Source organism: Nitratidesulfovibrio liaohensis (assembly GCF_011682075.1).
In the GTDB taxonomy this organism is placed as follows: domain Bacteria; phylum Desulfobacterota; class Desulfovibrionia; order Desulfovibrionales; family Desulfovibrionaceae; genus Cupidesulfovibrio; species Cupidesulfovibrio liaohensis.
Genome location: NZ_VSMK01000613.1, coordinates 1 through 13,705 on the forward strand (window position 1 = coordinate 1; position 13,705 = coordinate 13,705).

Below are 13,705 nucleotides of genomic sequence, written 5' to 3' on the forward strand. Positions count from 1 at the left end.
CGGCGTGCGCGGAACGGGGGCACGAGGTGGCGCGGTGGTGGGGGCAGGGTGCCGGCGCTACGGGGTGGGCCCCGCCTGCGACCCACCGTCGGCTCCCGCTTCGCCGATCATGTCCAGCACATACGGCAGGGCCGCCTGGGCCATGCGTTCCGCCCCGGCGGCATTGGGGTGCAGGCCGTCCCACAGGGTCCGGTCCGGCACGCCCCAGATGCCGTCCAGCACGTAGGGCCACAGGGGCACGCCGAACCGCGCGGCCAGACGCGGGAACAGCGCGTCATATGCTTCGGCATAGTCCGGATCGTCCGCGAATTCGGCCTTGAACCCGGCCAGCAGTGTGGGCACGCGCCGTTCGGCCATCAGGGTCAGGATGGCGGCCAGGTTTTCTTCCATGTCCTCGGGGTCCAGCCCCATGAAGCCGTCGTTGGCGCCCAGTTCCACGATGGCAAGGCAGGGCGGGGCCGCGCTCTCGCCACTCTCGTCGCTGGTGCCGAAACCGGGGTTGCGCGCCAGCCACGCGCGCAGACGGCGCATGCCGCCCGCCGTTGTGTCGCCCGAAAGGCCCAGGTTGATCACCGTTGCGTCGTAACCAGCCGCGCGCAGCAGCCGTTCCAGCGCGGCGGGAAAGGCGGCGTCGGACTCAAGCCCGTAGCCTTCGGTCAGGCTGTCACCGAGGGCAAGCAGGGTAAGGGGCTGGGGCATGTTTGCCTCCGGGGGCGGCCCGTCTTGAAGGGCTGGGGACTGGCCGGAAAAAGGGAAGGGGGAAGAACGTGCGCCGGGCGCGGCGTTCTTCCCCGTGATTTGGTGTGGCCGGAAGCGGGCTGCGAACCGCGCAAGCCCGGCGCGGATCAGAACCCGGCGGGCTGGCCTTCCACGGCCTCGGACATTTCGCGCAGCAGCCGCAGGGTTTCTTCTGCCTCTGCCTTGTCCAGCACACGCAGGGCGAACCCGGCGTGCACGATGACGTATTCGCCAATGGCGGGACGTTCGGGCAGCAGCATGGCCGAGACGTTGAGGTAGGTTTCGCTCTTGCCCACACGACACTTGGCCATGCCGGCATCATTGATTTCCACGATCTCGGCGGGAATGGCGAGGCACATCGGGTCTGCTCCGTCGGGTTGGCCAGCCTGTTCGATTCAGGCGGGTTGTACAGCCTGATCGCTCAGGCGGGGTGTGCTTCGCTGGCCGGGGTGCAGTCGCCGCCCGCGCGGCGTACCTCGGCGACCACGGCGTCGCACAGCAGGGGCAGGCGCTGGCCTGCCACGGGGGAAAGTTCGGTGCCCAGCGACTGGTAGTCGTGCGGCTCCATGCCGATGATCACCGCCTCTGGCCGTTTGCCCACCAGTTCGCAGAAGATCAGGGTATCCACAAGGTCGGTCTGGTGCATGGAGTCATTGAAGCCCAGGCTCTTGCGCAGGTCTTCGCCGGTCAGGCGGTAGATGGCGCCGGGTTCGTCCCCCGCGAGCACGGCGTCCACCACGATCAGGTGGTCGCACTCCATGATGGCGTCCATGAGCCGCATGCCCAGCGTGCCGCCATCCATGACGGAGACGTTGTCGCTGAAGGCATGCGCCTTTTGCAGCGCCTCGACGGCGCGTACGCCGATGCCTTCGTCGGTGTACAGGATGTTGCCCACGCCAAGGACGAGGATGTTGGGGCGATTGCTCATGTGGGGTGTACTATAGGGTTGGAAAAGGCCCGGCGCAAGGCCGGAACCTCGACATGACGGCGATGTGCCGGTTTGCGAGGTTGCGCAGGCCGCCTGCGTTGGGCGCTGATCCGGTTGGTTGAAGATGAAAACGGCGCGCGTCCGGTTTGCAATCGGCGCGGGCATGCCGCGCCGCCGCGCAGTTCTCGGGGCCGTCGTCCGGCGGAAGTTGCACCGGCGGGGTCGCCGCCGTTCCAGCTCCGCAGATAGTCCGAGGGCCCGGCGCAAGGCCGGGCCCTTCGGTCATGACACGGTTCCAAGTCTCGCCTGTCAGTGCAGGCGGGGCCGGGATATGCTTACAGGATACGGAACTTGTGCACTTCGTTGGTGTGCCCGTCGATGACGTGCACGCCGCAGGCGATGCACGGGTCGAACGAGTGCACCGTACGCAGGATTTCCACCGGGCGCTTGGCATCGGCCACCGGGGTGCCGATGAGCGATTCTTCGACCGGGGCCATCTTGTTCTTGCCGCAACGGGGGCCAAGGCTCCAGGTGGAAGGCACGACCAGCTGGAAGTTGCCGATCTTGCCGTCCTCGATGCGGATCCAGTGCGACAGGCCGCCGCGCGGGGCGTTGACGAAGCCCACGCCTTCCGCCTGCTTGGGCATTTCCCAGGGGGCGCAGATGACGTTGTCGCCCTTGGCGATGTTGTCCTTGTACTCCTGCAGCATCACGCCCACGTATTCGGCGATGACCGCGGTTTCGATGCCGCGCGCCGCCGTGCGGCCCAGGGTGGAGAACAGGGCTTCGGGACCCACGCCCAGCTTGGCCAGCACGGCGTCGGTCACGGCCTTCACCTTGGGATGCCCCTGCGAGTAGGCCACCAGCACCTGGGCCAGCGGCCCGGTTTCCATGGGCTCGCCCATGTAGCGGGGGGCCTTCATCCACGAGTAGCGGTCGTCGCCGTGCAGGTCGGTGTACTTGGGCTGGGTCTGGCCCTTCCACGGATGGCGGGCTTCAGCGCCTTCGTACCAGCTGTGGCGCACGTGTTCTTCGATCTGCATCTTGTCGAACGGCTTCACGTTCTTGAAGTCGCGCTTGAAGATCACGCCCGGCTTGAAGTACCGGCTGTTCAGGTCGTACTCGTCCTTCGGGAATTCGCCGAAGGTGATGAAGTTGGTGGTGCCGCCGTACTGCGACCAGTCCTTGTAGGCCGCCGCAACCACCAGCAGGTCGGGGATGTACACTTCATCCACGAACGCCTTGGTTTCCTTCCACAGCGCCTCGAATTCGGCGATGCGCTTGGGGGTCAGGGCGTCGTAGCAGGTCACGCCGCCCACCACGGTGAACTGGGTGTGCGGGTTCTTGGCGCCGAAAACGGCCATGGCGCGCGCGGCCTTCACCTGAAGGCGCAGGGCTTCCAGGTAGTGGGCGGTGGCGATGAGGTTGGTTTCCGGGTCCAGGTAGTAGGCGGGGTGGCCGCCCAGGAAGTAGGCGTTGGTGAACGGGCCGAGCTGGCCGCTTTCCACGAAGGTCTTCAGCTTGTCCTGCACCGCCTTCAGGTCCGCCGCCGTGGTCTTGCGGGGCGAGATGGACGAGGCCACCTTGGCGGCCTTGGCCGGGTCGGCCTTCAGCGCGGCGGTCACGTCCACGAAGTCCAGGGCGTGCAGGTGGTAGAAGTGCACGATGTGGTCGTGCAGGTACTGCGCGCCCAGCACCAGGTTGCGGATGTAGGTGGCGTTCTTGGGAATGTGCACGCCCACGGCGTTGTCCACGCAACGGGTGGAGGCCAGCGCGTGGGTATAGGTGCACACGCCGCAGGTGCGCTGGGTGAAGTGCTGGGCGTCGCGGGGATCGCGGCCCTTCAGGATGATTTCAAGGCCCCGGAACAGCGTGGAACTGCTGTAGGCGTTCTTGACCTTGCCGTTCTCCACTTCCACCTCGATGCGCAGGTGGCCTTCGATGCGGGTAACGGGGTCGACGACGATGGGACCGCTATAGGAGCTCTTGGGCGTCACGGGGATGCCGCCCGGAGCATTCTGGGCTCTGCAGCCGCTCATGGTTTCCTCCTTGGCTGTTGCCTGATCAGGGGTATGGGTGACCTAATGCGTGCGCGCGATCAGTTCTGATAGAACGGGGTCATTGCGTCCCAGAAATCGGGCTCGCTGCACCCGATGCAGGGGTGCCCCGCTTCCACGGGCCAGTTGGTCTGGTTGAACTTGATCTTCGGGCAGTTGTTCATGGTCACCGGGCCCTTGCAGCCCAGCTCGTAGAGGCACCAACCCTTGCGGGCTTCTTCCGATTCGAACGACGGGGCGAATTCGCCCGCGTCGAAGTGGGGCAGGCGGGGGCACTGTTCGTGCACCGTCTGGCCGAAGAACATGGTGGGCCGGTTCAGGCTGTCCAGCTCGGGCACTGCCTTGTTCTTCAGGTAGTACACGATGGTGCCGACCAGGTTGTACGGGTTCGGCGGGCAGCCGGAGATGTTGATGGCGTTGACGCCGAGGTGCTTGAGCGCATCGTTGACGCCCTTGGCCCCGGTGGGGTTGGGCTTGGCCGCCTGCACGCCGCCGAAGGTGGCGCAGGTGCCGTACGAGATGACGGCCTGGGCCTTGGGCAGGATGCGGCTGCAGATGTCCAGCATGGTGTGGTTGGCCACCTTGCCGTAGATGCCGTTGGCAGCCGTGGGAATGCCGCCTTCCACAACGGCGATGAAGCCGTGCGGGCTGTTGACGGCCTGTTCCAGGGCGGCTTCCGCAGCTTCCCCAGCGGCGGCCATGATGGTTTCATGGTAGTCGAGGGACAGCGTGTCCAGAATCAGGGTGTCGATGTAGGGTTCGAACGCGCGCAGCACCGATTCGGAACAGCCGGTGCATTCGGCGTTGTGCAGGTAGACCACGGACGGACGCCGGGGACCCATGAGCGCGCGGGCAACTTCCGGCGCGAACGCGGGGCCCATGCCCATGGTCACGGCGATGGCCGTACAGAACTTGAGGAAGTCGCGTCGAGACACGCCGCGTTCCGCAAGCCTTTCCTCCACGCCCTCCTTGCCGAGACCGATCGAGATTTTCATCCCTGCCTCCTTCGGCACGGCGTATCGCCGTGCCTGCCCGCCGCCAGCGGCGCGGCGGGGTAAGGGTCGTACTGGTGCGAAAGGCCCCCCGGCTGCGACCGCTTCTGCGTGCATCCGTTTCCCGCGGCGACCTGTCCGCACGTTTGCCGGGAAGGTACAACACATTGAAACGTTATTCCAATTGAAAATGCAAATGCGGCACACATTTCTGCATCGCGGAAGGGAATGGCTGCCTGCAACGGCAGCCGTGGCGCGGCAGGATGCGTATTGCGACCATGCAGCGGAGTAGAGGATTGCTGCCACGATGTATTGTTTGTTCGTTCAATTTTGCATGGTGAATGGTGTTGAGCAATCGTTGGTGCAATACAAAAGGCGTGACACGTTTCTATAAAACGTGTCACGCCTTTTGTTGTAATCTGCAAAACGTATGCGAGTGACAGGGGCACATGCGGTGGGGCATCAGCAGGAAGTGGCCCGCATGTGCCTGAATCTTCCCGTAACCATCAGTATCAACTTGACATGCCCTGATCAGCCGTGACCCGTCATGCTCGGCCCTGTCCCGACAGGCACGATCCCTGTCCCGCAAGCCGTGCGCACGGTGCTTCGCCCCGTCGGCGTCGGTTGACGCCCGGACCTGATGCGTCAGCGTGCCCGGTCACCCCTGCGGTATCAGCCTGCCTGCTCCATTTCCGCGATGATGGTGCGGATTTCCTCGCGTGCCACCTCGACAAAACGGGCAAAGGAGGCCTGCACCGGTTCGGAAAGGCCGATGTTCCAGTTCAGGAAGTCGTGCGGTTCCATGCCGATGACCTGCATGCGCGGGCGCGGGCCGCGCAGTTCGGCCATCTTCAGCGAGTCGATGAGGTCCACGTCGTGGATGGACAGCCGCTGCTTTTCGTTCTGGACCAGGTCGTCTTCCGACAGGCGGTAGATGGTGCCGGGAGCGCCCTTGGCGTGGACGATGTCCAGCACCAGCAGGCGGTCGTACCCTTCGAACAGGTAGAAGATGTCCTGGGTGAAGGTGCCGCCGTCCATCAAAGTGACATTCTGGGGCCAGGTTTCCTTCATCAGTTCTTCCACGGCAAAGACGCCGACGCCGTCGTCAGTAAGCAGGGTATTGCCAATGCCGAGTACGAGCAGCTTCTGCATGTGGGCTCCATGATTTCCTGTACGTAAGCGAAAAAGATGTGCGCTCTGGATGCCACCCGGTTTCAGGGGCGCGGCGGATGTGGCAGCCTGGGTGGTCTGGCCGTCGCAGCAGGCTGGCAGTCGCACTGGCGCATGTGTCCGGGTTGCGCGGCGACGATTGCCATACGCATGCACGTGCACGGCCCACACTATGGCGGGGCTGCGCACTGCGCAAGCGCCCCGGCTGCGGTGCGCACGGGACGGAAATGCAAGAGGGGACCAGGCCGGCCCTGCCGGTCTGGCCCCCTCCATAGGTTCGGTATGCGGCGTCTACTTCACTTCGACGACGGAGACCTTGCCGGATTCAGCGTGCAGCACGTGCACGGCGCAGCCCAGTCACGGGTCGAAGGCGCGGATCACCCGCGCCACGTTCACCGGGTTGCTGATGTCCGGCACGGGGGTGCCGATCAGGGCGCGTTCCACCGGGCCAAGCTGGCCGCTGTCGTCGCGCGGGTTGCAGTTCCAGAGCGTGGCGGACACGATCTGGTAGTTGTCGATCTTCTGGTCCTTGATGTTGATGTAGTGGACCAGCGAGCCACGCGGCGCTTCGGTGAAGCCCACGCCCTCGGACTTGGCGGGGATTTCGGCGGCGGCGAAGGTTTCTTCGCCAGCCTTCACTTCCTTCAGCCAGCGTTCGATGGCGGAAAGCATGTAGTACGTTTCTTCGGCGCGGGCCACATGGCGACCCATGACCGAGAAGGCGGCGTCTTCGCCAAGGTCGCGGAAGCGCTTGGCGTTCAGCTTGAACAGGTCCTTCAGCAGCTTCTGGCCCATGGGCGACAGCTCGGGGTTGGTGACCCACATGCGGGCCACCGGGCCGGATTCAACGGCCTTGCCGTTGTAGCGGGGCGCCTTGACGAAGCTGTACGCACCGGCCTTGTTGGGCGCGGGCACCGTCTTGCCTTCCGAGAAGTGCAGGCCGGTGGTGGCGTCGTCGAACCAGGAGTACTTGACGTATTCCTTGATCAGCTTGGGATCGAACGGCTGGTCCTTGCCGTCGATGTACACGCCGCGCTTCAGGTGCAGCTCGGTCATGGCATCGTTGAGCGGGAAGGCGCCGAACGAGATGCAGTTCTTGTAGCCCTGGCCAAACTTGAACAGGTCCTTGTAGGCAGCGCCCACGGTGTAGGCCACGGGCACGTATTTCTTTTCGACGAATTCGCGCACCTTCTTGAAGCGGGCGGCGTATTCGACAAGGGCTTCCTTGGTGGGGATTTCCGTGGTGCCGCCCACGACCTGGCCCTGCACGTGGGGCATGCGCCCGCCGAACATGGCGACCATTTCGTGGCAGATGCGGCGCACTTCAAGCGCTTCCAGGTACTGGTCCACCGCGGCGGCGTTGATGTCCTTGGGCAGGCGCAGGTCGGGCTTGGCGAAGCGCGGCACGAAGGGTGCGCTGTCCGGCCCCTGCACGAAGTCCAGGGCGGCCAGGTGGTAGAAGTGCAGGATGTGCGACTGCAGGTAGTTGGCGCCGAAGGTCAGGTTGCGGGTAAGGCGGCCGTTGGTGGGCACCTTGACCTTGAAGGCGTTGTCCAGCGCCATGCACGAGGCGGTGGAGTGCGCCGTGGGGCACACGCCGCAGATGCGCTGCACGATCTGAGAGGCGTCGCGCGGGTCGCGCCCGCGCAGGATGGTTTCAAAGCCGCGGTACATGCCGCCGGACAGGCGGGCGTCAACCACCACGCCGTTTTCAACGGTGACTTCGGCTTTCAGGTGGCCTTCGATTCTGCTTACCGGGTCGATGGCGATGGTCGCCTTGCCGGTGGCCCCGGCAGGAGCGGCCTTGGGTGTACAGCCGGACATGGTTTCCTCCTTGGTGTATGGCGCCGGGGCTAGGCCGAGTAGAAGGGAGACTTGCCGTCAGGGAAGTCGGGTTCGACGCAGCCGATGCACACCGCGTTGGAGACGCACCAGTTCACGCCGCCGTTCCACTTGCGCTCGAAGCTGTCGCACATGGACATGGGGCCCTTGCAGCCGAGGTCGTAGCGGCAGCCGTCCTTCTTGGTGAAGGTTTCGCACATCTTCCCGGCGTCGTACGCTTCAAGGTAGGGACAGTTTTCATGCACGTTGCGGCCATAGAAGGGGGTGGGGCGACCATCGGCGTCAAGCAGCTTGACCACGTCGCCAAGGCCCGCAGCAAGCCCCTTGGCCTTGATGGCGTTCAGCGCCACCACCACGGTGCCCACGATCCAGTCGGGGTGGGGCGGGCAGCCGGGAATGTTCACCACCGGGGTGGCGATGCCGTTTTCCTTGAAGAACGCGGATACCGACTTGGCGCCGGTTTCGCTGCCCTGGGCGGCGGGAATGCCACCGTAGGCCGCGCAGGTTCCCACGGCCAGCACGGCGGCGGCATTGGCGGCAACGCTCTTCATGGCGTCAACCATGGAGATTTCCTTGTGGTGCGCTTCGCCGATGATGCAGTACTTGCCGTCGGCCTCGGTGGGCACCGCCCCTTCGACCACCACGAAGTACTTGCCCTTGTACTGTTCCGCGATCTTCATCATGTGTTCCATGGCGGGTTCGCCTTCCCACGCCATGACGGTGGGGTGGAACTCCAGGCTGATGACCTTCAGCAGAACGTCGGCGATGGTGGGGTGCACCGAGTTCAGCAGCGACACCGAACAACCGGTGCAACCCTGGCCCTGCAGCCAGAGCACCGGGGGCCGTTCGCCGTTCAGCGAACCGGAAATGGCTTCACAGACGGCGGGGTGGAACATCTGGGATATTCCGAACCCTGCAACCGTACCTGTGCACAATTTGACGAAATCACGCCTGTTGAGACTCATCCCTGCCTCCTTGGTTGCGGCGTTGCATAGACCGTAGTGGCTATTTTCCCGCGATAGCCCCGTATTCTTTCAATGACGAATAGCCCCCCCCCGTCGCCAGGGTCAATGCGATGTCGATGGCAGGGGTGGGTTTTGATAGAAAAAAGTGATTTTGGGGGCCATGTTGCGACGGTTGAGTGGTCAAACGCGCTTGATAGTGTGAATAATTTTATAAACGTGCTATCTGGTTTATGGGGGTGCTACGCAAAATTCTGAGCAGGGATAAGCTTTTCTGCCCGTGCCTATTGAAGATTTGTCGGAAATGGGCGCAACAGGGAGGGGAAGCGGTAGTGCAGGAGTGGAAGGAAATGCTTGTCCAAGCATTGACCCGGGAAACAGCGGGCATGAGAAAACGCCCCGGCCTTGTGACCGGGGCGTTGCAGGGGCGATGCTGTCGTGGGTACGGCGGCGGAGCGGGTACCCCGACCACGTATGGTAGAGGTCTGTGTCCGAACCCGCCCTGCGTGCGTGCTCGACTCCACTCGCTGGCCGAGCCCGTGCGTGCTCGACTCCACTTGCTGGCCGAGCCCGTGCGTGTTCGATTCTATTCTCCGTCCGAGCCTGCCCTGCGGGCGTGCTCGACTCTACTCGCCGTCCGAGCCTGCCCTGCGGGCGTGCTCGTCCTTGTACAACTTGTAGGTGACGGAATCGGCCAGGGCCTGCCAGCTTGCCTCTATGATGTTGAACGACACGCCCACGGTCACCCAACGGCTGTCGGAATCGCCCGACTCGATGAGCACCCGCACGGTGGATGCCGTGCCACCGCCGGTTTCCGCGCCGGTCAGCACGCGTACCTTGAAGTCCAGCAGGCGCATTTCGCTCAGGCGCGGGTAGAAGCCCAGCAGGGCCTTGCGCAGGGCGTTGTCCAGCGCGTTCACCGGACCGCGTCCGGTGGCGGCGGTGTGTTCGGTCACCCCTTCCACGTCCACCATCACGGAGACTTCGGAAACCGGTTCGCCTTCGCTGTCGTGCTTGGTTTCCAGCACCCGAAACTGCAACAGCCGGAAGAACTCGCGCACGCCGCGCCGGGCCAGCTTGCGCAGGATCAGCAGTTCCACCGATGCCTCGGCGGCGGCGTAGTCGTAGCCCAGGCTGGCCTTCTTCTTCAGCTCGGTCAGCAGGCCCTTGACCACCGGCTCGTCCTTGTCCAGATGAAAGCCGAAGCGCCGCGCCAGCGAGACGATGTTGCTGCGCCCGGCCAGTTCGGTGATCAGGATGCGCTGGCGGTTGCCCACCACGTCGGGGCTGATGTGCTCGTACAGCGACGACTTGCGGTTCACCGCGCTGACGTGCACCCCGCCCTTGTGGGCAAAGGCCGACCGGCCCACGTACGGCTGGCGGCTGAACGGCGGTATGTTGGCCACCTCCGAAACGTAGGCGGCCACCGCCGTGAGCTGCTGCAACCGGCCCTCGGGCAGGCAGGTGTACTCGCCGCCGAACTTCAGCTCCAGCGTGGGAATGATGGAACACAGGTTGGCGTTGCCACAGCGTTCGCCCACCCCGTTGATGGTGCCCTGGATCTGCACGGCACCGGCCTGCACCGCCGCGATGGAGTTGGCCACGGCCAACTCGCAGTCGTTGTGGGCGTGGATGCCCACGGCGGCACCGGGCAGGGCCTCGCGCACTTCGGCCACGATGCGCGCCACCTCGTGCGGCAGGGTGCCGCCGTTGGTGTCGCACAGCACCAGCACGTCGGCGCCCGCCTCGTGGGCGCGGCGCAACGCGCTCTGCGCATAGGCGGCGTTGTGCTTGTACCCGTCGAAGAAGTGCTCCGCGTCAAAGTACACCTCGGCCAGCTTCCCCTTCAGGAAGGCCACCGAGTCGCCGATGATCTCCAGATTGCGCGCGGCGTCCAGGCGCAGGGCCTCTGCCGCGTGCACCTCGCACGACTTGCCGAAGATGGAGGCCACCCGCGCCCCGGATTCCGCGATGGCGCGCAGGTTGGGGTCGCTGTCCGCCGTGAAGTTGGGGTGATGCGTGCTGCCGAAGGCGCTGATCACCGCATGCTTCAGGTGGTAATTCGCTATTTCCTTGAAGAACGCCACGTCCACCGGGTTCGATCCCGGCCATCCGCCCTCGATGCGGTCAATGCCGATCTCGTCCAGTTTGAGGGCGATCTTCAGCTTGTCGGCCGCAGTGAGGTTGATGTCCTCGGATTGCGAACCATCACGCAGGGTGGTGTCGTACAGTTGTATGCGCCGGGTCATGACCGTGCCCTACGCGTTGCCGAGATCGTGATTCAGGCCGAAGGCGTCGTGCAGGGTGCGCACGGCGAGTTCGGTGTACTTTTCCTCGATGAGGCAGGTAATCTTGATTTCGGAGGTGCTGATCATCAGGATGTTGATGTTTTCGGCGTGCAGCGCCGCAAAGGCCTTGGCCGCCACGCCCGAATGGTTGCGCATGCCCACGCCGATGGCCGAAACCTTGGCCACCTGGGTGTCGTGCAGCACTTCCTGCGCACCGGTCCGGGCGCGGATTTCCTCCATCAGCGCCAGGGTCTTCTTCAGGTCCTTGCGGGGCACGGTGAAGGTCATGTCCGTCACGCCGTCGCGGCTGGGGTTCTGGACGATCATATCAACAAGAATGCCCTGCTGCGACAACGGGCCGAAGATGGCGGCGGAAACGCCCGGCTTGTCGGGCACGCTGCGCAGGGTCACCCGCGCCTGATCCTTGTCGTAGGCTATGCCGGAAACGAGTACGGCTTCCATCTCGCAATCCTCCTGGGTGACCATGGTACCCGGGGTGTCGGTGAATGTAGAGCGCACGTGGACGGGCACCTTGTACTTCTTGGCGAACTCCACGGACCGGATTTGCAGCACCTTCGCGCCCATGCTGGCCATTTCCAGCATCTCGTCATACGAGACTCGGTCCAGCTTGCGGGCGGTGGAGCACAGGTTGGGGTCGGTGGTGTAAACGCCGTCCACGTCGGTGTAGATTTCGCATTCCGCGGAACCCAAGGCCGCGGCCAGCGCAACGGCGCTGGTGTCGGACCCGCCGCGCCCCAGCGTGGTGATGCGCCCTTCGGGCGTCACGCCCTGGAACCCGGCCACCACGATGACGTCGTGGGTTTCCAGTTCCTTGCGCAGGCGGGAGGCGTCGATGTCCATGATCCGCGCCCGCCCGAAGGCGTCGCTGGTGGTGATGGGCACCTGGAACCCGGTCATGGAGCGGGCCTTGATGCCCGAATCCTTGAGCAGCATGGAGAAGAGCGCCACCGAAACCTGTTCGCCGGTGGCGATGAGAGCATCCACCTCTGCCGGGTCGGGGTCCGTGGACCATTCATCGGCCAGGGCCAGCAGGCGGTTGGTTTCGCCCGAGCGGGCGGAAAGCACCACCACCGGCTTGTAGCCGTCGCGCAGCGCCCGCCGCACCTTCTCGCGCACCTGCTTCATGCACTCGAGGTTGGCGACGGACGTGCCGCCGAACTTCTGCACCAGAATACGCATACCGCTTCCTTATCGTGCGTTGTGTCGAGCGTTGTTGGTGTTGTGCGCCGGGCCGTGGCCCTGCGCATCGCTACGTGTTCTCGTCGGTGCCCTGCGTGCCCTGTGTGGCACGGACGTTACCGGCGGCGGGGGCCTGCATGGCCGTGTCCGCCGCAGTATCGGGCGCCGTTTCCGGCATCACGAGGTCCGCGACCTCGCGCGCCGTCACAGCCAGTACGCGGCGTGCCGCCTCTCCCCGGGCAATGGCCATGATGAGCCTGCCGTGCGTGGCCGGAAGCCAGGTAAGCTCCAGCCGGTCGGGGGGCAGCACGTTGGCCGGAAGGCGTTCGGCCCATTCGACGATGACCAGCACCCGTCGGGGGCCTTCCGTTTCCAGAAGGTCCAGCAGGGCGTCGTCCGCCACCGCCAGTGCGGCGCCGGGCGCCTGCTCCAGTCGGTAGAGGTCGTAATGGGCCGTTTCCGGCCGGGTGGGGTACATGTTGCAAATATTGAAGCTGGGGCTGCTGACCTCGGCGTCGTCGCCGCCGGGCAGCGCCTCTACCAGGCCGCGCACGAGGGTGGTCTTGCCCGCGCCAAGCCCGCCGGACAGCAGAAGGGTGCGCGTACCGGGCTGGGCCGCAAGGGCCAACGCCAAGACGCGCCCCAGGCGCAAGGTGTCGCCGGGGGCGGGCAGCCGCAGGGTCAGAGCGGTGTCATCCCCGATGGGCTGGTCGGGCTGAAAGGGCCGGGCTGAATGCGCTGGGGCCATGCGCCCGACGGCTACGCCCCCGCAAGGGTGCGCAGCACGTCCTCCTTGCCGATGACGCCCACCAGTTCGCCCGCGTCCAACACGGGCAGGGTGTGGTACTTGGAGTCCACCATCAGGCTGGCCACTTCGTCGATGGGCGTTTCCGGGGTCACCGTGACCGGGTCCGGCGTCATGGCCTGGCCCACGTTGGTGGCGGAGATCTTGCGCATCTCCTCGTCTAGGTCGCTCATGGAACGCAGGGGGATGAAGCCGTCAAGCACGGTGAACAGCGTCGGCAGGTTCAGCTTCTTGTGCTGGGCGATGAGGTCGCTCTGGCAGATGACGCCGACGAGGGTTCCCTTTCCGTCCACCACGGGCAGGCCGTTGAACTTGCGCTGGATCATGATGCGGGCCGCTTCGGCGATGCCGGTTTCCGGGGTGACGGTGACGGGGGCGGCGGTCATGATGTTCTTGGCTAGCAGCATGGAAGGTGCTCCTTTCGCGCGCGGGGAATGGCGTCGGCGATTTCGCGTGGGGTGTTGCCCCGTGCGGGGTAGTCGTGCAGCAGCAGTTGTCCGGCCTTGGCATGCAGATATGCGGCAAGACTGGCGGCCACCTCTGGCGGTGCGCCCTGCGCCAGCAGGGCACCGGCAAGGCCGGAAAGCACATCGCCCGAACCGGCGACGGCAAGCGTGGGGGCGGCAAGGGGAATGATGGTGATGGGCCGGTCGCGCCGGGTGACGAGGCTGCCCGCGCCCTTGAGCACGAGCACCCCCGCGCAGCGCGCCGCGAAGGCCCGTG

13 protein-coding genes are annotated in these 13,705 nt (G+C 65.1%); all 13 read right to left on the minus strand.

The genetic code is table 11. The features are described 5' to 3' along the window. Positions 1-57: 57 nt before the first annotated feature. Positions 58-699, minus strand: coding sequence for an arylesterase (locus FVW27_RS16650; protein WP_167127292.1), 642 nt, complete (start codon positions 697-699; stop codon positions 58-60). A 146-nt stretch (positions 700-845) separates the two neighbouring features. After that, complete coding sequence (locus FVW27_RS16655) at positions 846-1,097, minus strand: HypC/HybG/HupF family hydrogenase formation chaperone (protein ID WP_012611419.1); 252 nt, start codon at positions 1,095-1,097, stop codon at positions 846-848. Between the two features lie 62 nt (positions 1,098-1,159). Continuing rightward, positions 1,160-1,666, minus strand: a complete 507-nt coding sequence (locus FVW27_RS16660) for a HyaD/HybD family hydrogenase maturation endopeptidase (RefSeq protein ID WP_167127295.1) — start codon at positions 1,664-1,666, stop codon at positions 1,160-1,162. A 335-nt stretch (positions 1,667-2,001) separates the two neighbouring features. Further along, positions 2,002-3,705 carry a nickel-dependent hydrogenase large subunit gene (locus FVW27_RS16665; RefSeq protein ID WP_167127298.1) on the minus strand — a complete coding sequence of 568 codons (1,704 nt, stop codon included), beginning with the start codon at positions 3,703-3,705 and terminating at the stop codon, positions 2,002-2,004. A gap of 59 nt (positions 3,706-3,764) precedes the next feature. Continuing rightward, positions 3,765-4,718 (minus strand): hydrogenase small subunit, encoded by a 954-nt coding sequence (locus tag FVW27_RS16670; protein WP_167127301.1) that lies wholly within the window; start codon positions 4,716-4,718, stop codon positions 3,765-3,767. Positions 4,719-5,387: 669 nt separating this feature from the next. Beyond that, positions 5,388-5,867, minus strand: coding sequence for a NiFeSe hydrogenase maturation protease (hysD, locus tag FVW27_RS16675; RefSeq protein WP_167127303.1), 480 nt, complete (start codon positions 5,865-5,867; stop codon positions 5,388-5,390). Between the two features lie 309 nt (positions 5,868-6,176). Beyond that, entirely contained in the window at positions 6,177-7,709 is a 1,533-nt protein-coding gene (gene hysA / locus FVW27_RS16680) for a NiFeSe hydrogenase large subunit HysA (RefSeq protein WP_167127306.1), read from the minus strand. A gap of 29 nt (positions 7,710-7,738) precedes the next feature. Next, positions 7,739-8,692 carry a NiFeSe hydrogenase small subunit gene (gene hysB / locus FVW27_RS16685; protein ID WP_167127309.1) on the minus strand — a complete coding sequence of 318 codons (954 nt, stop codon included), beginning with the start codon at positions 8,690-8,692 and terminating at the stop codon, positions 7,739-7,741. 623 nt (positions 8,693-9,315) lie between these two features. Next, entirely contained in the window at positions 9,316-10,938 is a 1,623-nt protein-coding gene (cimA, locus tag FVW27_RS16690; protein WP_167127312.1) for a citramalate synthase, read from the minus strand. Positions 10,939-10,947: 9 nt separating this feature from the next. Further along, positions 10,948-12,177 (minus strand): aspartate kinase, encoded by a 1,230-nt coding sequence (locus tag FVW27_RS16695; RefSeq protein ID WP_167127314.1) that lies wholly within the window; start codon positions 12,175-12,177, stop codon positions 10,948-10,950. A gap of 70 nt (positions 12,178-12,247) precedes the next feature. After that, positions 12,248-12,925, minus strand: a complete 678-nt coding sequence (gene tsaE / locus FVW27_RS16700) for a tRNA (adenosine(37)-N6)-threonylcarbamoyltransferase complex ATPase subunit type 1 TsaE (protein ID WP_167127317.1) — start codon at positions 12,923-12,925, stop codon at positions 12,248-12,250. Positions 12,926-12,936: 11 nt separating this feature from the next. After that, positions 12,937-13,389: a CBS domain-containing protein gene (locus tag FVW27_RS16705; protein WP_167127321.1), complete on the minus strand. Its 453-nt coding sequence runs from the start codon at positions 13,387-13,389 to the stop codon at positions 12,937-12,939. Continuing rightward, positions 13,380-13,705 (minus strand): ADP-dependent NAD(P)H-hydrate dehydratase (locus tag FVW27_RS16710; RefSeq protein WP_279586648.1); only part of this gene is annotated, 326 nt, incomplete at its 5' end. The genes FVW27_RS16705 and FVW27_RS16710, both read right to left, overlap by 10 nt.